At 58.1% G+C, this 20,819-nt stretch carries 19 protein-coding genes and 2 pseudogenes; 4 read left to right on the top strand and 17 right to left on the bottom strand.

What is annotated here, in order from left to right; translation table 11 throughout:
• The first annotated feature begins 152 nt into the window (after nucleotides 1–152).
• Complete coding sequence (locus PYK22_RS13790) at nucleotides 153–1,508, top strand: Nramp family divalent metal transporter (RefSeq protein WP_041978172.1); 1,356 nt, start codon at nucleotides 153–155, stop codon at nucleotides 1,506–1,508.
• 85 nt (nucleotides 1,509–1,593) lie between these two features.
• Here PYK22_RS13790 and PYK22_RS13785 read toward each other — a convergent pair whose 3' ends face one another.
• Together PYK22_RS13785 and PYK22_RS13780 are read right to left on the bottom strand one after the other, a co-directional pair.
• Nucleotides 1,594–2,118, bottom strand: a complete 525-nt coding sequence (locus PYK22_RS13785) for a Dps family protein (RefSeq protein WP_041978170.1) — start codon at nucleotides 2,116–2,118, stop codon at nucleotides 1,594–1,596.
• Nucleotides 2,072–2,566, bottom strand: a complete 495-nt coding sequence (locus PYK22_RS13780) for a Fur family transcriptional regulator (RefSeq protein WP_041978167.1) — start codon at nucleotides 2,564–2,566, stop codon at nucleotides 2,072–2,074. Before PYK22_RS13780 ends, PYK22_RS13785 begins: the two co-directional genes overlap by 47 nt.
• Before the next feature lie 187 nt (nucleotides 2,567–2,753).
• On the opposite strand from PYK22_RS13780, the gene PYK22_RS13775 reads away from it, so the two are divergent.
• Both PYK22_RS13775 and PYK22_RS13770 read left to right on the top strand, forming a co-directional pair.
• Complete coding sequence (locus PYK22_RS13775) at nucleotides 2,754–4,493, top strand: alkaline phosphatase family protein (protein WP_060635689.1); 1,740 nt, start codon at nucleotides 2,754–2,756, stop codon at nucleotides 4,491–4,493.
• A 28-nt stretch (nucleotides 4,494–4,521) separates the two neighbouring features.
• Nucleotides 4,522–6,843, top strand: coding sequence for a tetratricopeptide repeat protein (locus tag PYK22_RS13770; protein ID WP_041978165.1), 2,322 nt, complete (start codon nucleotides 4,522–4,524; stop codon nucleotides 6,841–6,843).
• Here PYK22_RS13770 and trxA read toward each other — a convergent pair whose 3' ends face one another.
• The 4 genes from trxA to PYK22_RS13750 form a co-directional block, all read right to left on the bottom strand.
• A complete protein-coding gene (trxA, locus tag PYK22_RS13765) occupies nucleotides 6,844–7,284 on the bottom strand; it encodes a thioredoxin (RefSeq protein WP_083437866.1) in 441 nt (146 codons plus the stop codon). It abuts the gene before it with no gap.
• Nucleotides 7,285–7,290: 6 nt separating this feature from the next.
• Nucleotides 7,291–8,304 carry a VWA domain-containing protein gene (locus tag PYK22_RS13760; protein ID WP_041978162.1) on the bottom strand — a complete coding sequence of 338 codons (1,014 nt, stop codon included), beginning with the start codon at nucleotides 8,302–8,304 and terminating at the stop codon, nucleotides 7,291–7,293.
• Between the two features lie 121 nt (nucleotides 8,305–8,425).
• Nucleotides 8,426–8,971 carry a hypothetical protein gene (locus tag PYK22_RS13755; protein WP_041978159.1) on the bottom strand — a complete coding sequence of 182 codons (546 nt, stop codon included), beginning with the start codon at nucleotides 8,969–8,971 and terminating at the stop codon, nucleotides 8,426–8,428.
• Between the two features lie 287 nt (nucleotides 8,972–9,258).
• Nucleotides 9,259–10,620 (bottom strand): acetyl ornithine aminotransferase family protein, encoded by a 1,362-nt coding sequence (locus PYK22_RS13750; RefSeq protein ID WP_041978156.1) that lies wholly within the window; start codon nucleotides 10,618–10,620, stop codon nucleotides 9,259–9,261.
• Between the two features lie 391 nt (nucleotides 10,621–11,011).
• On the opposite strand from PYK22_RS13750, the gene PYK22_RS13745 reads away from it, so the two are divergent.
• The gene (locus tag PYK22_RS13745; protein WP_041978154.1) at nucleotides 11,012–11,236 is read left to right on the top strand and encodes a hypothetical protein; all 225 of its coding nucleotides are present in this window, start codon (nucleotides 11,012–11,014) and stop codon (nucleotides 11,234–11,236) included.
• Nucleotides 11,237–11,312: 76 nt separating this feature from the next.
• On the opposite strand, the gene PYK22_RS17655 is transcribed toward PYK22_RS13745, so the two are convergent.
• From PYK22_RS17655 to PYK22_RS13695, 11 genes and pseudogenes are all read right to left on the bottom strand, one after another.
• Complete coding sequence (locus tag PYK22_RS17655; protein WP_157770893.1) at nucleotides 11,313–11,486, bottom strand: hypothetical protein; 174 nt, start codon at nucleotides 11,484–11,486, stop codon at nucleotides 11,313–11,315.
• Nucleotides 11,487–12,010: 524 nt separating this feature from the next.
• Nucleotides 12,011–13,411, bottom strand: coding sequence for a cysteine--tRNA ligase (gene cysS, locus PYK22_RS13740; protein ID WP_041978152.1), 1,401 nt, complete (start codon nucleotides 13,409–13,411; stop codon nucleotides 12,011–12,013).
• 58 nt (nucleotides 13,412–13,469) lie between these two features.
• The gene (locus PYK22_RS13735; protein WP_041978149.1) at nucleotides 13,470–13,886 is read right to left on the bottom strand and encodes a TonB family protein; all 417 of its coding nucleotides are present in this window, start codon (nucleotides 13,884–13,886) and stop codon (nucleotides 13,470–13,472) included.
• Between the two features lie 304 nt (nucleotides 13,887–14,190).
• Nucleotides 14,191–15,243, bottom strand: a complete 1,053-nt coding sequence (gene thiL / locus PYK22_RS13730; protein ID WP_162199859.1) for a thiamine-phosphate kinase — start codon at nucleotides 15,241–15,243, stop codon at nucleotides 14,191–14,193.
• 141 nt (nucleotides 15,244–15,384) lie between these two features.
• Nucleotides 15,385–15,870 carry a tryptophan-rich sensory protein gene (locus PYK22_RS17365; RefSeq protein ID WP_157770892.1) on the bottom strand — a complete coding sequence of 162 codons (486 nt, stop codon included), beginning with the start codon at nucleotides 15,868–15,870 and terminating at the stop codon, nucleotides 15,385–15,387.
• Nucleotides 15,871–16,551: 681 nt separating this feature from the next.
• A complete protein-coding gene (locus tag PYK22_RS17650; RefSeq protein WP_157770891.1) occupies nucleotides 16,552–17,028 on the bottom strand; it encodes a hypothetical protein in 477 nt (158 codons plus the stop codon).
• Between the two features lie 422 nt (nucleotides 17,029–17,450).
• Complete coding sequence (locus PYK22_RS17985) at nucleotides 17,451–17,642, bottom strand: VOC family protein (RefSeq protein WP_211197716.1); 192 nt, start codon at nucleotides 17,640–17,642, stop codon at nucleotides 17,451–17,453.
• A 90-nt stretch (nucleotides 17,643–17,732) separates the two neighbouring features.
• Nucleotides 17,733–17,975 (bottom strand): annotated as a pseudogene (locus PYK22_RS18410) (HepT-like ribonuclease domain-containing protein).
• 179 nt (nucleotides 17,976–18,154) lie between these two features.
• Nucleotides 18,155–18,526, bottom strand: coding sequence for a nucleotidyltransferase family protein (locus PYK22_RS13705; RefSeq protein ID WP_060635687.1), 372 nt, complete (start codon nucleotides 18,524–18,526; stop codon nucleotides 18,155–18,157).
• 431 nt (nucleotides 18,527–18,957) lie between these two features.
• A pseudogene (locus PYK22_RS13700) lies at nucleotides 18,958–19,948 on the bottom strand (DUF3387 domain-containing protein); the annotation flags it as partial.
• 161 nt (nucleotides 19,949–20,109) lie between these two features.
• Nucleotides 20,110–20,706 (bottom strand): hypothetical protein, encoded by a 597-nt coding sequence (locus PYK22_RS13695; RefSeq protein ID WP_041978138.1) that lies wholly within the window; start codon nucleotides 20,704–20,706, stop codon nucleotides 20,110–20,112.
• Nucleotides 20,707–20,819 lie beyond the last annotated feature (113 nt).

Below are 20,819 nucleotides of genomic sequence, written 5' to 3'. Positions count from 1 at the left end.
CTTCGGTCTCAGGCTCCCCCTTGATTTCTCAGATTATATCGGATATAACTCAAAACGGAAGTTTAGATCGGTCTAAACTTCCGTTTCTGTAAGCAAAAAAGTGCGCCCTCCGGCAGCGCGCTTTCGCGTTGTGGGGAGCGACGGAAGGGGCTATGGGGGACAACTGGACCGACGCAACTCGTTTGACTGGCTGGCGGAGGTTCTCAGCGCAGGTGAGTCTGCCGGAGGCCTATCGCGCTTTGGGCGTGCCGCAACGGGCTGGGTTTTGGCGCAAGATGCTCGCTTTCTCCGGTCCAGGTTACATGGTCGCCGTCGGCTACATGGACCCGGGGAACTGGGCCACCGACATCGCCGCCGGATCGCGATTCAACTATACGCTGCTATCGGTCATCATGCTGTCGAATCTGATGGCGATCCTGCTACAGAGCCTCGCCGTCAGATTAGGGGTTGCGACGGGGCGCGATCTAGCCCAAGCCTGCCGTGATCATTACAGTCCGCGCGTCTCTTTCATCCTCTGGGTCCTTTGCGAGATCGCGATCGTCGCCTGCGACCTTGCCGAAGTCATCGGTTCGGCCATCGCGCTTAATCTGCTGTTCGGCATCCCGCTGGTTTGGGGCGTGATGCTTACGGCGCTCGATGTCATCCTGCTTTTGATGTTGCAGAATCGCGGCTTTCGTCTGCTGGAAGCCATCGTCATTTCGCTCATCATCGTCATCGGCGTCTGTTTTGCGGCGGAGATCATCTTCTCGCGTCCCGATGTGAGCGGCATCTTGCGCGGTTTCATCCCATCGCCGCAGATCATCACCGATTCGGGAATGCTCTATATCGCGATCGGCATCTTAGGCGCGACCGTCATGCCGCACAATCTCTATCTTCATTCTTCGGTCGTGCAGACGCGCCGGTATGAGCTGTCGGCGGCGGGGAAGCGCGAGGCGATTCGGTTTGCGACGATCGATTCGACCATCGCCTTGATGCTCGCTTTATTCATCAACGGGGCCATCCTCGTCGTCGCGGCGGCGACGTTTCACCGCACGGGCAATTACGCGGTGGCCGAGATCCAAGATGCGTACAAGTTGCTTTCACCGCTTCTCGGCGTAAGCGTAGCGAGCACGCTCTTCGCCATCGCTCTGCTCGCTTCGGGACAGAACTCAACTTTGACGGGAACGCTCGCTGGCCAGATCGTGATGGAAGGTTTTTTGAACATTCGTCTGCGCCCGTGGCTCCGCCGATTGATCACGCGCCTTGTCGCCATCGTTCCGGCGATCATAGTGACGGCGCTTTACGGCGAATCCGGCACGGCGCAACTTCTCATCTTCAGTCAGGTTGTGCTTAGCATGCAGTTGAGCTTCGCGGTCTTCCCGTTGGTGAAGTTCACGAGCGATCCGAGGAAGATGGGGGAGTTCGTCAATCCCGCGTGGTTAAAATGGCTGGCTTGGACGGTTGCGGTCATCATCGCCTCTTTCAACATCTGGTTGCTTTTGCAAACGTTCCGCGAGTGGATCGGTTGAAGAGGCGCAACCCCCTCTGGAATTTTTTAAAGGGGGGCAGGCGTTACCCGCCCCCCTTTATCGTTCTTCGTCGCCTTGCTCAGTTTCAAGCGCCTTGTTTGGCAGCGGCCTCGCCGCTTTCGGCGAGGAGGCTGCGGAGCATCCACGCCGTCTTCTCATGAATCTCCATTCGATCCGTCAGCAGATCAACGGTGGGGGCGTCGTTGACCTGATCGGCGAGCGAGTAGACGGACCGCGCCGTGCGAACCGCCGCTTCATGCCCTTCGACGAGCAGGCGGATCATCTCTTCGGCGGTCGGGATGCCCTCCTCTTCGTGAATTGAGGAGAGGCTGCTGTACTCTCGATAAGTGCCCGGCGCTGGAAATCCGAGCGCGCGAATTCGTTCGGCGATCGTATCGACCGCTTGCCACAGTTCCTTGTACTGCTCCTCGAACATGAGGTGCAGCGTTTGGAACATTGGGCCAGTCACGTTCCAGTGAAAGTTGTGCGTTTTGAGATAGAGCGTGAAAGTATCAGCCAGAAGGCGCGATAGCCCTTGTGCGATCTCTTCGCGTTCCTTCTCGTCAAGACCGATATTCAAAGGAATCGCTCTCGCCTCTATGCTCTGCATGATTTTCCCCCTCCCCTTGGTTTTCAAGATCACGTTGGCATTCGCCGCACAGGCCGCGGACCACGACTTCGATCGATTCGACCTGATAATCGCTGAACTTTTCGCGGGCCTCAACTTGTACGGCGCTAGCTTCGATATCCTCCAGTTGCCCGCATCGGCGGCAGATGAAGTGGTGATGCGGCTCAACCTTGATGTCATACCGCGTCACCCCGCCCTGCCCATACAGCTCCTGCACCAGCCCAGCCTCGTGCAACGCATGCAACGTGTTGTAGACGGTCGCCCGCGACGCACACGGAAACCGCTGGTTGACCGCCGCCTCGATCTCCTCGGCGGTCGGATGCGTCCGATTGCTCCACAAATAATCGAGCACGGCGTAGCGCTGCGGCGTCACCTTCAAACCCGCCGCGCGCAACTGCCCCTCGATGATCTCTCTCACATCTGCAGACATCTTCGTTTACACGCATGGATAAGCTTAAGTCCAAGCGAACGCTTTGTCAAACCGCTTCGGTTTGGGATTTGGGCTTAGAACGACGTGTCGCCGGGTTAACGGTTTGGCAAAGCGCGGCGCGTTAAGCTAAGCTTCTCGCGCGCATTCGGCGTCTTTGATTGACCTTATCCGAGATGAGGCTCATCTGATGATCTCCACGATTCGTCGTCGAGCGGCGTCGCGCTGCATCGCTTCGTTGCTCGCTTTATTGCTCTTCATCGTTCCAACCCTCGAGTTGAGCGCGCAGCGGCGCCTTGTGTCTCAAGCCGAGGGCGCGCGTCCGCGCTTGGTCCTGCTGATCGTCGTGGATCAATTCCGGTACGATTATCTCGATCGCTTCGGAGACCTCTTTTCCGCCGGAGGGATCAAGCGGCTCTTGCGCGAAGGCGCCTCGTGGACCAATGCCAACTACGACCATGTGCCGACCGAGACGGCGCCCGGTCATGCGACGCTGATGACGGGGACGTGGCCCGCCAATACTGGGATCGTCGGGAACAGTTGGTTCGACCGCGATGAGGGCAAGCTGGTGACCAGCGTTTCCGATGAGAGCGTTAAACTGCTCGGCGGAGGGGAGAGCGAAACGGCCTCCAGTCCGCATCGCCTGCTCGCTTCGACGCTCGGCGACGAGCTGCGCCTTGCGACGCAGGACCGCGCCAAAGTCATCGGCATCTCGCTCAAGGATCGCTCGGCCATCCTCCCGGCTGGGCGTCACGCCTCGGCGGCCTATTGGTTCAGCACGCAGACGGGCAACATGGTGTCGAGCAGCTACTATCTGACTCAGCTTCCGGCGTGGGTCGTTCGCTTCAATCAATCGCGTTTCGCCGACAGGTATTTTGGGGCGCGGTGGGAGCGTTTGTTGCCCGAAGCGGAGTATGAGAAGCGGGCCGGAGCCGATGCCCCTTCGTGGGAGAACATCGGACGGGTCAAGGATACGAACACGTTCCCGCACAACATCACGGGCGGCGCCCAAAAACCGGGCCGAGAGTTTTATGAAGCGCTTGAATATTCGCCCTTCGCCAATGAGCTTTTGGAAGCCTTCGCCGAACAGGCCATCATCAACGAAGGTTTGGGCGCAGATGATGATACGGATCTTTTATCCGTGAGCTTTTCGTCGAACGATTACGTCGGGCACCGCTTCGGTCCATACAGCCATGAAGAGATGGATATGGTCTTGCGCGTGGACCGGCAGATCGAAAAGCTTCTGAATTTCGTCGAGGCGCACGTCGGTCTTCGGCGGACGATCGTCGTCTTTACTGCCGATCACGGCGTGGCGCCTATCCCCGAACATGCCGCGACGCTCAATCTGCCGGGCGGGCGCGTCAAACGCGACGCGATCCTGAACGCGATTCGCGAAGCGATTCGCGCGCGTTACGGTCGCGAGAAGGAGTACGTGCAGCACTTCACCAACGGCAACGTCTATTTCGACCTCGCGGCATTGCGACGGGATGGGATCGCGCGCGCGGAGATCGAACGTTTGGCCGCCGAGGCGGTGATGACCGTTCCGGGCGTCGCGCGCTGTTTTACGCGCACGCAACTTGAGATGCACGGCGTTTCATCGTCGGATCCGATCGCGCGGCGCGTCTACAACGGTTTCAACTCGCGCCGAAACGGCGAGTTGGTCATCGTTTACGAACCTTTCAAATTTTCATCCGAATTCCCAGCCGGAACGACGCACGGCACGCCATATTCCTACGACACCCATGTGCCGCTCATCATCATGGGAGCCGGTGTGCGTCCGGGCCGTTACGCCCAAGCGGCGACGCCGGCTGATATCGCGCCGACTCTGGCGACGCTGTTGCGCGTGCAACCGCCGAGCAGTGCGACCGGGCGCGCGCTCGTCGAAGCGCTGGACAGCGACGCGCTGCGCGCGCGGGCGGAGTTGAGGTAAACTCGGTTTACATCTTTTTGATCGCGAGGTGAAAGCGGTGTTTGGCGCAGGGCTCCGAGCGGCGTTGATCTTCATCCTGCTTTTCTCAGCGGCGTCAGAAGCGCAGCAAAAGCGCGCAGCGAAGGCACCCGAGAATCGGGTTGGAGCGAAGGACGGGGCGCGACAGCTCGTGACGGACGAAGAGTTCGCGGCGGTCGCCGCGCTCCCCCCGCAGGAGCGGATCGAGCGTTTGCAAGCGCTGGCGCGGCAGGCGAGCGGCGACGAGGTCGCCATGCGCAAGGTGGCGGAGCTACTCGTGCGCGCGCGCCTCGAGTTTGGGCTGAATCAGATCGAAGCGGGCGATCAGCAGGGCGCTCTCGAGCAGTTTCGCCGCGCCATCGCCGAGTTCCCCGAAAGCGATTCGGACAAGCTCTTCATCGAGACGATCGCTCAGATTCCGCCTCAGCTCTTCGCGCGGAAGCTTCATCGAGAGGCGTTCGAGATGGCGAGGTTGATTGAAACGAAATTCAACGATGCTCCGCAAAAGTTGCTCGTCATCGCGGCTTTTTATCTCAGAGTCGAAGATGCCGCCTCGGCCGTGCGTTGTGCGGAGCGGGCGATTGAACTTGCGCCTCGGATGAGCGCCGCGTACCAGGCGCTCGGCGCCGCGCGGCGGCTCGAACTCAAACTCGATGACGCCGTGGAAGCGTATCGGCGCGCGCTCGAACTCGAAGGCGGGCGAAGTGCGAAGCTGAGTCTGGCGGATCTTCTCCGCGCAACGGGGAGGACGGAAGAAGCGCTCAAACTCTATCGCGAGCTCGTCGCCGATAACGGCCAGGATGTTGCGGCGCGCGCCGGACTGGTCCTCGCGCTCTTCGATTCGGGCCAGCGTGAGGAGGCGGAGCGCGAGTTGACGGCTGCGCTCGAGGAAAATCCGCGCAACTTCCCGCTGCTCGTCGGCGCAGCATATTGGTATGCGGCCAGCGGCGATGCGACGCGGGCGTTCGAGCTAGCGCGTCGCGCCGTGGAGATCGAGCCGCGTTACACTTGGGCGCAGATAGCTTTGGCGCGGGCATTGATCGCGCAGCGACGCCCGCTCGAAGCTGAACGGGCGCTGCGGTTCGCACGGCAGTACGGCGACTTCCCGACGCTCGATTACGAATTGGCCGCGGCGCTGGCGAGCGCCGGTTTCTATGCGGAAGCGGCAGAAGAGCTGGCGCGGTCGTTCAAAATAGAGGATGGCCAGATTGCGACCCATCTTGCCGGAAAGATCGCGGCGCGCGCTGAGACTTTCACCGATCTCCTGTTGCCGGAAGTTCGCGCCGGCCTCTTCCAATCTCGCATGGCTGAGACGCGCGAGAACGCGCAGCGACTCAAAGGGCTCCTCGCTCTCCGCGCGGCCATGCAGGCGGAGGCGAAGGATGAAGAGCTGCGCTCTGCGATCGAAGAGTTCACGGCAGGCGATGATGAGATGAGCGCCTTTCGCGCCCTTTACGCAGCCGATCAACTGTTGGCGCGGGGGCGAGCTTATGAACTGGCCATCGATCTAGCGCAGAAGGCCGCCGCTCGAGTTGAAAGCGCGGTCAACTCGCCCGTGGCGAATGTCGCCGCCGTCGCCAGCGAACTGCGCGATCTGCGCGCGCAAACGATCGCCGTTGGCGCGACGCCCCAATTGCCCGAAGTGCCTACGTTGATCATCTCGCACATCATGCGCGGGCGGATCGAAGATATCATCGGCTGGTCGTTGTTCAATCAGGGGAGGACCGAAGAAGCGATCATCCATCTACGGCGCGCGACCGGCGTGTTGCCGGAAAAGAGCGTGTGGTGGCGCACGGCCCTATGGCATCTCGGGGCTGCGCTCGAAGCCGCCGGTGAAGCGCAAGAAGCGCTTTCGAACTACATCGCGAGCTACCGCGGTGGACCACCCAATCCGGCCCGGCGCGCGATCATCGAAGCGCTCTACCGCCGACTCAACGGCTCGCTCGACGGTTTGGAAGAGCGGATCGGCGGATCGTCGCTCTCATCCTTCGAGCTTAAATCGCCATCTTCGACGGGCGCGCAACCCGCCAAAGTCGAAGCGAAGTCGCCTGAGGCGGCAGTCGAGCCGGCGAGTGGAGCCCCGAGCGCGCCGCCCGAAGTGAAGCGCGAGTCAGAAGCGGATCGGTCGGCATCTCAAACGCAGAACAGCGCAAACGCCGTCGGTCAAAACGATGAGCGAAGATCTGCTGAGAGGCGCGTTGGCGGAGAAGCGACTTCGCCGCCCGTGCCGCGGAGCGAGGATCGAAGAGCGGATGAGGGGAGCGAGGCGAAAAGGCAGCGCAGAGGGAAGTTCGCTAAAGAGGATGAGCCCCAACCTGGTGAGCCGCGATGATCAAATGTGCGCGGCGAGATGGGAGAAGATCACGCTTTTGGGCTGTGCGCCGATCAGAACATCGACCACTTTGCCTCCCTTGAAGATGATGAGCGTCGGGATGCTCTGAATCCCGAGGCGTAGCGCCGTCTGCTGATTTTCATCGACGTTCAGTTTGGCGACGATGTAGCGCCCGTTCGCTTCCGCCGCCAACTGGTCCAACGCCGGGGCGATCATCCGGCATGGCCCGCACCACGGCGCCCAACAGTCGAGCAGGACGGGCTTTTCGCCTGATTCTCGCAGGACGCGCGCAAAAGTCTCGTCGGTCACTTCGATCGGTCGGCCATCGTCCAGATGCGCTTCGAGCTTCGCCCCGCACCGGCCACAGACCGGCTGCATCGTTCCAACGCGCGTTCGATCTACGCGATTCTTCAGCCCACACTTGGCGCAGGTGACGATCATCGTCCTCTACCGGGCGTAGTATCCTTGTTTCGTGCGCGCAATCAGGTCAGGTCGCTTTATCTCGACGCGGATCGACCGCCAGCTCCCATCTCGCGGACGATCGCCCGAAGGCTGATAGGCGATGCTATACAGCGTGCGCAGATCTGCGGCGACTTCTGCATAAAGCCGGCCCAGATCTTCCAAGCGATTGATCTGGTGAAGACGTCCGCCGGAACGATCGGCGAGAAGCTGCAAGCGCGCGCGCGCGGCGCTGTAGATCGCCATAATCTGCGGCGTCGTGATCGGCAGGCGGCGCGGGTCGCCCGAAGCCAAGGCTAGCGGATAGATCGTCACGCCTTGATGATCGATCGCATCGAGCACCCCTTTGAGCAGGGCGTTCGCCTCGGGCTTGACTCGCGCTAAGGCCTCTTCTTCCGATTGCGCATCGGCCACCGCCGTGCGATCGAGGTTGCGTAACTCGGTGTCTAACCCATCGGTCATGACGACGATCGCTTTGCGCCGCTTCCCCTCTTTGGCGAGAAGTTCGAGCGCGTAGCCGAGCGCGCGATAGAGCATCGTTTCGCCATGACCTTCGGCCCTCTCGATCGCCCACGCGATCTTCTTGCGATCTGAAGTGAAGTTGGTCAGCAGCTTCGTATGGTCGTTGAAAGCGACGACGGCGACGCGATCGTCCGGCGCTAGGGCATCGATGAAGCGCAGCGCAGCCTGTTTGAGCGTCGTGCGGAAGTTGAGCGTCGAACCCGAGACGTCGAGCAACAATACGAGGCTGAAAGGCGTCGTCGTCGGCTCGAAAGAGACGATGCGCTGCGGCACTCCGTCTTCGTAGACGACGAACTCTTCCGGCGAAAGATCGGTCACCGGATGGCCTCGGCGGTCGGTTACGCCGACATTGAGTTGCACGAGGTTGACGCCGATGCGCACGACATCTTCGTCTTGCGCGCGCCCGCTCTGGCTCGCGAGCATGACGAGCGACAGGGCGATGATCGATCGAAAGATTTCGTGAAGCCTGATCCGGAGCATCGCGCGAACTTCTTTCTCCCACGAGTATGACGAAGCGCGAGCTCATTGGCAAGCGCGTATCGCGTCGATCCGAATCAGTTTGTGAAAGATCTTTAAGATCCCGATCCCGGATATCTTCACCTCATCTTGAAGCCGCGCGTCGGCGCTTCGCTGCGCCTTTCATCGCCGCCTCTTTTTCGTTCTTCTCCCCGGCATCTTCGACGACGCGCAAACGGCGCGCTCGTGCGCGCGCCTCTTCGACCGAAGCTTCGCGCTTGGCTTTCTCGATCTGACGGCGCGGCACGAGCTGGTAGCGCAGCTCCATCTCCTGCGAAACGCGATAAATCTTCTTCGGCTTCATTCCTTGTTCGGCGCGTTTCAAAGCTTCCTGATGAGTGACCAATTCGGCGCGATCGTCCGCGCCGATCCAGATGTACATCGCTTCAGCCATCTTCCGTTTGACCTCCAAAACCAGATGAGGACCCGACGGGGCGAGCACGGGAAGAGATCGCTCTAACTCTTCGCGGCTTCGCCGAAAGGTCAGATACCGATCCAGCATCGAATCGACGGTCTCGCGATTGGCGTCGTAAAAGAGCGCGAAATCGCGGCAGCGTAGCCGATACTGGCAATTGAGCGCGCAAACCAAAGGATCCTTGAAGTGCGAATAGCGGTTGCAATAGAGCTTCATAAAGGATCACCGTTTGGCGGGAGCAAATGAGACTATAGCACGTTGTTTCAAGTCTCGCAAATGATGCCGCATATGAAACAACGCTATCGACGTTCGGCGCGATCATCTTAATGCCGCCTCGAGGCGGCATCTTCCCGAGGCGCTGCTTCGCGATCAGCCGCCTTTCAGGCGGGCGCGTTGAAGCGCGCCTTCGCCCTCTATTCTTCGGCGCAAATCAAGCGCTGGAGCGGCTCGTTGGCTTTCTACTCTGTTTGCCGGTCCAGCGATGCTGTATTCTTCGGCGCAAATCAAGCGCTGGAGCGGCAGGTTGCAGCGATCGCTTCATCGAAGATCTCGATGGCGACATCCGCTTGCTCGCGCGTCAGGATGAGCGGCGGTGACCAACGGATCGTATTCGTACCGGCGCCGAGCAAGATCAAGCCGCGTTCGAAACAGGCGCGCTCGACGCGGTCGCGAAGTTCGGGCGCAGGCTTCATCGTCTTTCGGTCTTCGACGAACTCGACGCCGATCATCAAGCCAAGTCCGCGCACATCGCCGATCACTTCGTGCTTTTCCATCAGCCGACGCAACCCCTGCTGCAGGTGCTCGCCGACGCTCGCGGCATTGGCAATCAGTTCGCGTTCAAGCAGTTCAATCGTTTTCAAAGCGGCGGCGATGGCGACCGGATTGCCGCCGAAAGTCGAAGCGTGCGCGCCCGGCTTCCATGTCATCAGATCGGCGCGCGCGACACATGCGCCGAGCGGAAGGCCCGATGCGATCCCCTTCGCCAGACAGATGATGTCCGGTTTGAGGTCGTAGTGTTCGCAAGCGAACATCTTGCCCGTGCGTCCCATCCCGGATTGCACTTCGTCAACGATGAGCAAGATGCCGTGTTCATCGCAGATGCGACGCAAGCCTTGTAAGAATTCGCGCGGCGCAGGGATGTACCCTCCTTCGCCCTGCACGCACTCGACGACGATGGCGGCGCACTCTTCGGGCGGCAACGTCGTCTTGAAGAGGCGATTTTCGATCCAATCGATCGCGCCCAAACAGCATGCACCATCTTCGCGCTTGCCGAGGTTGTACGGGCAGCGGAAGCAATAAGCGTAAGGCACGTGCGTGACGTCCAGCGCTTGCCGGCGAAAGCCGCGCCGCTGCGCCGCTTTGGACGAAGTGAGCGAGAGCGACCCGAGCGTGCGCCCGTGAAAGCTATTGAAGAAGGCGATGAATTTTTCGCGCCCCGTCGCATACATCGCCAGTTTCAAGGCGGTCTCGACCGCTTCCGTGCCGCTGTTGGCAAAGTGCGTGCGCGTCGGACTCGGCACAGGCACGATCTCATCGAGCTTGCGCGCTAAGAGTGGCATGTGCCGGTAGTAGTAGTCGGTGCCGCAGACGTGAATCAATTCAGCCGCCTGCTCTTGAATGACGCGGACGATTTCGGGGTGGCAGTGGCCCGTCGAGCAGACGGCGACGCCCGCGTTGCAATCGAGGAAGATGTTGCCGTCCGGGTCTTCGATCCAGACGCCTTCGGCGCGCGCCGCAACGAACGGATAGGGCCGCGTGTAAGAAGGCGAAACGAAACGGTGATCGGCGTTGATGATCTCTTGCGCTTTCGGTCCGGGTAGTGCGGTCTTGATCTGCGGCCTGTTGACGGTGAAAATGGCGGACATTTTTTCTTCTCCTTTCTCTCGTCGAAGAGTCAAGCGTATGGGTCGAGCGTTTGTTGATGGTGGTTGAGACGGCAGGAGAAGCTGGGAGCTAGTCCGCAAAGAGGTTCGGGCGGAGATCAAGCGGACGAAGGTGCAACGCGCTGGTCGCGCGGATGATCTTGCAAGTGTGCGTGGAAGCTCTACGCGATTTCATCTTGAACCGACGCTCGATTTACAACCATGCAGGCTGACTTCGTTCCAGAACCGAAACGAAGTCAAGGCTTGATTTTATCTTCTCTCGCTCGGAAAACTCAACGGCGCTCGAATGTTCTGTTAACCAGATGAGTTTGATCGGAAAGCATATGTTGATGCTAGCAAAAAGTCCGTAGCTGAGGGGCATCGAAGCGTCCTTTTGGAGCTCAAACCTACTTGGGTGGTTGATCTATCTAACGATGCTGAGGGCATAGTCCGTTACCACATTTTGGGAATGGCGAAAGTGGACAAAGGAGGAGAAGTTTACAAGAATGAGATGGCAATAGAAGCGCGCTGGATAGGCGAAGATTGGTATTTCTCAGGTTTGAGAGATGTTATAGAAGATTGGTATTTCTCAGGTTTGAGAGAGGTTATAAATGACTGAGCCTTTTTGCTGAGATTCACTATAAAAGCTGCCAAGATAAACCGACTCGGAGCCTAGAGATGAGAACCCCATCTATTCACCACTGGCACAGGATCTTTCCAATGTGCGCCTTGATAATCATGCGCATGGCTCTTTGCGCACGAGGGCAGGATAAAGAACAAGCCGCCAAAGCGTAGGCACCGACGATGATGAATTCAACCCCTTCTTCTTTCAAGCACGACAACATCTCTTTGTAGTCGCGGTTCAGCATCGAGTCGCTCCTTGAATGCCCAAGCGCTCAACGTCAACGATCACACCAACCGAAGACGCTCCTCGGGCGACATGTTCTTCAGCTCTCCGTCATCCTCGCTCCGGTCGCGGAGAGGCTTTTTTCTTAGACCTCGCGCATGTGTTTGACTTCGGAAAATCTCAGAGCGTGCGCCCGGCTGTCTTCCCGCTTCGCCGGATGAGCGACGGAAGATGCTGAGCCGAACCGATGAGTTCAAAAGAGACCGCGGACTAACATTGCTGATAAAGGGTCGCTCTTTCAGGTCCATGCGTTCGATGGAAGCCAGTTTGGCTCAACCCCAACGAGTACGCCCCCGCCTTCAGGTTAATGCGTTCGATGGAAGCCAACTCATGGCCCAGCATGTTCACTTCGGAAGCACTATGAACGCTGCGCCCGTGCCAACCAGCGCATCGCGCCTCGAAGTTTTCATAGAACGGCGATGTGCTGATCGTAACAGAAGCGCCTATGCAGCCCGTTACCTCACTCCTTCTCGGGAGGCGTTTTTTCTAACGCCGTTTCCAGCGGACGCCTTCGCGCGTGTCTTCCAGAATGATGCCGCGCTCGGCTAGATAATTGCGGATTTCATCGGCGCGCGCCCAGTCACGACGGCGGCGAGCTTCCTGCCGTTCATCGATCAAGGCTTGAATCTCCGAGTCCAACATCTCGCGTTCCGGTTTACCGAAGATGTTGAGCACGGAATCGAAGCGCGCGACGAGGTTCAATAGGTCGCGTTTATCGTCCTCGCGCAACGCGCCGCAGACGAGCACAGGGTTGATTTCGTGCGTCAGCGTGTGGATCGCCGCGAGCGCGACCGATGTGTTCAGATCGTCATCCATGCCGGCTTCGAACTCTTCGGCGGCGCGCGCGGCGGCAGCACGCACTTCCCCGTTGCTGCCCGGTTCCGTGCGCGCTTCGGCCAATCTGAGGTGAAAATCGCGCAACGATTCGACCGTCTTTTCCGCCGCGCGAAGCGCATCGAAGGTGAAGTTCAACTGCTTGCGATAGGGCACGCTCAGCAGAAGGTAACGGATGCCTTCTGGCTTGTAACCTTGCGCGCGAAGATCGCGGAACGTGTAGTAATTGCCGCGCGATTTGGACATCGTTTCGCCTTCGACTTTCAAATGCTCGGCATGGAGCCAGTAGCGGACGAACTGCTTTCCGGTCGCGCCTTCGCTCTGCGCGATCTCGTTTTCGTGATGCGGGAAGACGAGATCGATGCCGCCGGCGTGAATGTCGAACGTCTCGCCCAGATATTTCATCGACATCGCCGAGCATTCGATGTGCCAGCCGGGTCGCCCACGCCCGATCTCGGTATCCCATGCAGGCTCATCGGGCGTCTTCGGCGCTTTCCACAGGGCGAAGTCGCGCGCGTCCTCTTTGTCGTACCGGTCTGAATCGACGCGCTCGCTTCCGCCGACGATGTTGCCCGCGAAATTTATCTTCGATAGCTTCCCGTACTCTGGGAAAGAACTGATGCGGTAGTAGATCGAACCATCCGACTTGTAGGCGTGACCGCGTTCGAGCAGCCGTTTGATCAACGCGACCATCTCGGGGATATGGCGCGTCGCGCGCGGCACCACGTCGGGCCGTTCGCAACCCAGAGCGTCGAAATCTTCCCACAGCGCTTCGATATACTGCGCCGTGTATTCGTCGATCGTGATGCCGCGCTCCTGCGAGCGGGCAATGATGCGATCTTCGACGTCCGTGATGTTCATCACGTGCGTGACGCGATAGCCTTTGAACTTCAGGTAACGCCGCAGCACGTCGGCGAAGATCATCGAGCGGAAGTTGCCGATGTGCGCGTAGTCGTAAACGGTCGGCCCGCAGAAGTAGAATCCGACTTCGCCCTCGCGCAACGGGCGAAACTCTTCGAGCCTGCCTGAAAGCGTATTGTGAAACTTCAACATTCCCGTTCGCTGTGTCTTTAAAGTTTTGGCGGATGGATCTTCGATGGCGCCTCGAACTTTAGAGGAGCGCGAAATTGTAGGCGATGGTGCCGTTCACTTTGACCGGCTTGCCGTCGACGCGCGTCGGCGTAAAGCGCGCGCGAAGGGCCGCTTCTTCCGCCGCTTGGCGCAGCGGATGGCCGGAGACGGCCCGGGCCGAGATGACCTTGCCCTCTTCATCAACGACGATTTGCACGTTGACCGCGCCGGACGCGCGCGCTGCTTTGGCTGCCGGCGGATAAACGGGCTGCGGCAAAGAGATGGCGCGCCCGTTGACGATAGACGGCGAATTTGCGGCGCTCGTGTGGCAGAGCGTTCCCATGCCGCTGTGGCGCGTGGAATTTTCGCCGGTCCAGCGATTCCAAACGCTCGCGGTGCCCGTGCCGAGCAGAAAAGCGCAGAGCGTTGCCGAAAATCGAAGTAGCGCTTCTCTCATTGCCTAAGCCCCCTTTAGTGTCACCTCATCTTCACGGAAAGAGTCTAGGCAAGGTCTGCAAGCGAGTCAATCAGCGGAAGTCCGGCACATGACCGCGAAAATCTAGGAGCGATCCGCAAGGGATCGAGTGTTCGTCGCTCTCACGCGAGAGGCTTTAAAGATCGGCGCGGAACGAAGAAGATCCACAGGGCTGAGAAGAAGATCCACAGGGCTGAAATGAGAAAAACTTCTGGTCATTTATTGCGCGCAAGATGAGACGTGCGAGCGCGCGTCTGTCGCGAAATGAGAAAAACTTCTGGTCATTTTATCGGCTGTGGAAATGGACGAAGCCGCCGGGGCGCAAAGGGAGCGTGTGCCCGTCACGAACGAGCACGAGCCGTCGCCGTGCCGTCACTTCGCCGATGCAGACGGCGCGCACGCCATCCAGTTCGCGCGGCAAACGTCGGATATCTCGCGGGCGCACCGTGAAGAGCAGCTCGAAATCCTCGCCACCATCGAGCGCCAAGCGAAGCGGATCTTCGCCTCGTAGCGAAGACTTGGCGATCAGCGGATCGATAGGGATAGCCTCGGCGTTGATGATCGCTCCGACGCCGCTTTCGCGGCACAGGTGCGCAAGGTCGGACGATAGCCCATCGCTTAGATCGATCATCGCCGTCGCAAGCTTCTTTTCAGTCAAGTAGTTGCCCCATGAGAGCCGCGGCTCTGGACGCAGATGGCGACGGATCAAGCGACGATCTGCGCGTGACGTGCGTCGCGGACGAAAAGATGCGTTCTCGTGCGCTTCTTCGACACCGTTCGTCATGAGCAGATGCAATCCGGCGGCGGCACCGCCAAGCGCGCCCGTGACGAAGAGCAGATCGCCCGGGCGCGCCCCTGAACGCATGATGGCCCGCCGCGTTTCGCCGAGGACGACCGAGTCGATCACGATGCGTTCGGGCGTGCGCGAGATGTCGCCGCCGATCAGCGCGACGCCGCTTGCGCGCGCCAGGGCGAACCATCCGCGGTAGAAATCGTCGAGAAAATCTGTGCGCCAGATCTCTTGCGGCACGCCGAGCGAAATGAGCGCCCAGCGCGGACGCGCACCCATCGCCGCGATATCGGAAAGAGAGACGGCCAAAGCTTTGTGGCCCAGATCGCGCGCCGTCGTCCATTGTCGCCGAAAATCTATCTCCTCGACGAGCATGTCAGCCGTGATGGCGAGCGTCTGGCCGGTCCGCTCGCGCACCAGAGCGGCATCATCGCCGATGCCGATAACAAGGCGCGGCTTAGCGGTCGCTGCGATGCGGCGAAGGCGCGCGATGAGGTCAAACTCGCTGCGTCCTTTCCCGGCCACATGCTTGCTAGCAGGTCCAGACAATTTTTCTCGCAAGCTCTCGGATTCATCCGCACGTGGGCTTTCTTGCGATGCGTCGAATCCGTTTGCGCCCAACGCCTTCGCAACGCCTCGGCTTTTCATCGATCTTTTGCCGCTCTCGCTAATGGTGAAAAGACGCCTCGCTCACAAATAACCTAGCTCTCCAAGCGTAATGAACGTCGCGAACGTTACCCAAACGATGACGGGCGCGATACAGTATGCGGCGATGGGCGAAACGCGCCACACGCGCGAGATCGTGAAGGCGGCAAGCGCGATCGTCCAGAGATTGCCGATCAAACCGCCAATCACGCTGCCGATCGCTAGCGAATAGAGCGGATAAAGCAGGCAGGAAACGAGCAAAAATGTTATCCAAAAGCGGGCGCGCCTAGCTTGCCCGGTCGTTGTTCCGTTGAGTTGCCAGCGGGCAAAAGCCATTAGCGCGAACAACGCTACCCAAACCGCGCCGACCACATAATCGGGCGGCTCAAACCAAACCCTTCGCATCTGGTCGCTTGGGATGTTCCAACCGAAACCAAAGATCAGCGCGTTCATCAGCAAAACGGACGCAAGCGCAACACACAGATTAGCGATGAGCGACCCTCTGTTCGGTCTATTCAGGACATCCAGCATCTTCAACCTCGAAAGACGAACGTATTTGGGATTATAACGCGAAGCAGCGCAAGGCCCGATATCAAGGGCGGCCAATTTCCGTCGCCAAGCCATACGATTCCAAGCCTTCTCCCCCTTACAACGACCTTCCCTCTCTCGCTTTCTGCTAGGAATACGACTCAACTCCCTAACTCGTGCGTGACGCGCCCCTCCCATCGCTTAAATCAACGCTGTGGATGGCTTGAGCGCGGATCATCAGGCGCGGGAGCTGAGCCGCGCACCTTCTATCGCTTAAACTAGCGCTGTGGCTGAGCTGGTTTGAGCGTAGAGCGCGATACGACTAACCCTACCTCATCGCTTAAACTAGCGCTACGGATGAGGCGGTTTGAGGCGTTGCCGCTGGAATAACGTCTGCTGAGGGGTTTCAGTCAACAGTTCTTTGCTTTCTCATCGACTTGTAGATAGTCAGTTTCGCCCTCAGTCTTTTCATCTTTCAGCCAGCCCTCTGCTTTCTCATCGACAGCGTATCCGTAAACTTACGATCAGGTTTGCCGTCATGCATGCTCAGTTAAGTATCGACTTTTAAGTAGTGTTGGAATAGTTCTGCCCGCCGGTCACGTTAAATATGCATGCTCAATTAAGCACTGACTTTTCGCAAGTGAACGACTGTCCTTGAAAATGGCTCACGCCTCGTCACCCTCACTACGGCGAGGGTGGGCCGAGATGCCTGACGAGGGCGTCGCGAACTTTGTGGTAATTTGCATCCTTGTATCGCACGAGAGCGGGAGTCAGCTTCTGTCGCCGACCACCAGCAGCGAGATGTAACTCAATCCTGACTAAATCTGGCCCTCGCGAACTCATTTCGTGCAAGCTCCAACCTGAGATTTCGTCCCACCGGTGGCTCCAGCTAGACCAGTAATGCGACTGAGAGATCCCCCAGTCGTTGATCTCGATATGCGTGCGAAACGTGAGCAGGGCGTCCAAGACAAGCAAAAGCGGCAAGCCGACGAACAAGTAGGCGACAGGTTCGAGTTTGTGGGTGGCGCTAATCAAAACCAGCACGCCGAGTGCAAAGAGGCAGAGGAACGCGATGCGAACGGCGAGTTGGGTGCGCGACGGTCGAATAATCAGGTGCGGGATCTTGCCTCCCAGATGAGGTGAACCGATTTGCATCTGCACCTTCCTTCAATCAAAGCTTAGCCTAGATCTGCTGCTGCGTTTTACTGGTCGCTCCAGATGCAGAGCTGTGTATGCTGCTGTTATGCGCGGTACGAACCAAGCCAGAAGGAAGTTGCCTGTTGATACTTCTATTTTCTCATTGCAAAGATGAACCGTCCTGAATGGCCCCTATAACTTGAACTCTCTCCAACGTCGTTCTTCCTCCTCGGGCGACACATCTTCAATATGGGTAGCAACCCACCAGATGTTGCCACAGGGATCCTTCACGCCACCGTATCGCTCGCCTGAGGGCAAATTTCTGATGGCAAACACTGATTCCCCGCCAGCAGCTAACGCTTGTTGATAGACCCGGTCGCAGTCTTGAACGTACAGGTAGATGGAGGCGGGCATGGGCCTAAACTCGCTGCTGGCTTCTCCAAGCATCACCATCGAGTCACCGATGCGCACTCGGCATGCATCACCGTGCCATCGGGACGGAATTTGCGATCCAGGATTTCGGCATCGAATGCCGCTGAGAGGAAATCAATCAGTCGGTCAGCTCCGTCAACCAGCAAATAGGGCGTTACTGTATGGAATCCCTCGCGAATTGGATTGACTGCCAGATTCTTATCCATAATCCTTCCTCCTATGGAATTTTTTAGGCATTGACGCCTAACAACTTGTGCCTTAGCGGCGAGCGCGGGGCAAGCGAAGTGCCGTCCGCATCAAGCGCAGATTAGCTGCTGCTCTCCCAACTCTCGTAGAATCTCTTCTACCTGCAGCGCTACCTCGCCCAACTCAGCGCTCACAATCTCCCACACCACATCTAGGCTCACCCCAAAATAGTGATGGATTAAGCGATCCCGCATCCCCGCCATACCCTTCTAGGGAACTGTAGGATACCTCTCCCGCACCTCGCCGGACAATCCCTTCGCCGCCTCACCGACTATCTCTAGGTTGCGTACCACTGCATCCTGCGTCTTCGTATCACCTCAAAAACGCCTCAAACGTTCCCACCCGTATATGACTGAATCCGGCGGATGGCTTCTAGGATGTCGCTCAAGAACGAGAGATGCTAAGCGTAACGTCCGACTATTTTTCGGGGATGGTTTCTAGGATGTCGCTCAAGAACTCCCTGTCTGTCCGTTTAGACATAGATAATGCTTCGCTCAATCTCTGCGGCTACCCACGGCAACCGAATCCCGCGAACCCCCATTAGAGTTAATACATCAACCTTCCGGCCTAGGAGATTCTCCAAATACTCGACCAACTCTACTAACCGAAACCCTATCGGACGCTCAGACTCCACAACAAGGTCAGAGTCGCCTGTTTCACCTGGCCCGCCCTGAGCAAAAGAGCCGAACAGATCAATTCTTTTAACGCTGTAGTGGAGGTGGTTCCCGCAAAACGAAAAGTTGCGCAGCGATAGAGCTGAACAGACATATTCTTTTAACGCCGTAATGAGCGGCCAGATAGGGTAATGTTGCCGTAGTAATTTGATGACCTCCTCACGACTCATCTTTTACCTCCCAAGATTTATGGCGGCGGCTAATTTTTATCTGATTTATGCCTAAAATGCATCTAGAATGTCGGCATAATACACATCGGCGGGTGGATGGCCAAGTTCTTTGTTTTCTTCGTCATATTCCATCACTCGAAGAAAACCTCCGTCGTGTCATCTGGTTTCCGTCTAACACTCATAACGTATCGTTGCCTGCACTGTGCTTAACTTCATCGTCACACTCTGCAATTGGTGCGCACGTAGCTTTGCGAAAATAATCAATGCTCGGGGAAAAGCCGACACGCGCTCCGCCGGAGTGGTCTCCGACCCGCCGCTTTCTGCGAAAATAAATGCCCGGGAAAAATCGACACCTTTTAGTAAGGCAACTCACCAATTCTGATGCGGGCTGCGCAGCACCGCCTGCTGTAACCGACGTTTAGACGCTCACGTCATGCGGCTGCCCATTCGGCGGAGAGGAGTTCGGCTTGCTCGAGCATGGTCTCGGTTGCTTTTTCCTGCTTATCGGGCGGGTAGCCGTATTTGCGCAGGATGCGCTTGACCAAGCGCCGCAGGTTGGCGCGAACGTTTTCGCGTACCGCCTAGTCGATCGAAACGTTTTCCCGAACAGTTCGCACCAGCTCTTGGGCGATTTGCCGTAGTGTCGGCTCACCAAGAACTTTCACCGCGCTATCGTTTATCTCCAGCGCATCGTAGAAGGCAAGCTCTTCTTCGGTGAGGCCGAGCGCTTCGCCGCGGCGGTCCGCCTCGCGTATCTCCTTAGCCAGCTGAATAAGCTCTTCGATGACCTCTGCTGCTTGGATAGCCCGGTTTTTGTAGCGGCGAATCGCCGCCTCCAGCATCTCGGCGAAGGAGCGCGCCTGAACCAGGTTTTTTCGCCTCCAGATTTTGATTTCGCCTTCGAGGAGCTTGCGCAAAAGCTCCACCGCTAAGTTTTTCTGCGGCATGCCGCGCACTTCAGCCAGGAACTCATCGGAAAGAATGGAAATATCGGGCTTTTTGAGACCTGCCGCAGCGAAAATGTCCACGACACCCTCAGGAGCTACTGCGCTGGAGACGATCTGGCGGATAGCGTGATCGAGTGCCTCCTCGGTTCGCTGCTGGCTGGGGGCGCGTTTGGTGAGAGCTGCCCGCACTGCCTGGAAGAAGGCCACATCATCGCTGATAGCAAGGGCTTTTTCGTGGGGTACTGCCAGCGCGAAGGCGCGCGAAAGTGCCGAAACCGCCTCCAGCAGCCGTTCCTTCCCGTTCTCCTGGGCGAGAATATGCTCCTGAGCCACAGACAGCAGAGCACCGCTCTTCGGAGCTGCCGGTCTTCCACGCCGTCCAGTCGAAGCCGTGGAAGGGGCTGCAGCAGACCTCGTACCTCTCCAGAATCAAGCTGCGGCTTCTGCCTAGATCAATAGCGATAATGCCTGTGCCGTGATGCCCCTGCGCAATCCTGATTTGCTTTAGTGTCCAGTTGCAAGCATGCAATATTCTCTCCCACGCTTTGGGCTCTTTCGGAACGCGCGGACCAAATCGATGACCGCCTCACGCGCCGCCTCCCGCTCCCAGCGGTCAAAGGTAAAGTTGACACGAGGTCATCCGTCAAAATGGGGTTTTCCAGTTTTTCGGAAATAGGCATCAAGCGATTCACGCAGGCATCCAAGAACCCGGATAGCGTCGTTGTAGCGCTTGAGCGTATACTTGCCATATTCCCATTCATCGAGGAGAAACAGATGTTCGCGATTGCGCCAGTCCCATAAATCGTCAAGGTCCTTTTTTAAATTATCAGAAATCATACCTTGTTCGACCATGGCGGCAGTCCGCTGTTTATATCCCGCGTTCTTCCCACAAATATTCTTATGCTGTGCAACATCTTTGGTGATGCTTTCACAGAGGCTGCCGACGAGACAGATTCCCTCCTTGATAATCATCTCACGAGCTGTACCGTACAGGTCAGTTCGATTCAACAGCCACCGGTAAACGTCGCTAAGGATCAGTGTGTAGGCGATGTTGCGCTGCAGGTTGGGATTGCTGATAAACCAATACTGTTTCCGAAAGAACTTGGCCTTTCGCAGATAGCCGCGAGGGAAGCGGATTTTCAGACATCGATCGCCTTCGCTCTTTAGACAGTTTTCGATTTCTTGCAAATCGTTTCCGATCCGCTCAACCAGTGTTTCGATTGACTTTTCCATGACGCTTTCGCCCCACACTTAGTTGTTCATCAATTTTTTACACACTCTTCGCTTTCTCCAGTTGTGCGGACAAGCTTGATAACCGCTTCATAACCTCCCGCTCCCCTGCCGTC

The organism is Pyrinomonas methylaliphatogenes, assembly GCF_000820845.2.
Classification (GTDB): Bacteria; Acidobacteriota; Blastocatellia; order Pyrinomonadales; family Pyrinomonadaceae; genus Pyrinomonas; species Pyrinomonas methylaliphatogenes.
Note: the sequence above shows the minus strand (reverse complement) of the source record. Positions and strands in the feature narration are given on the sequence as shown.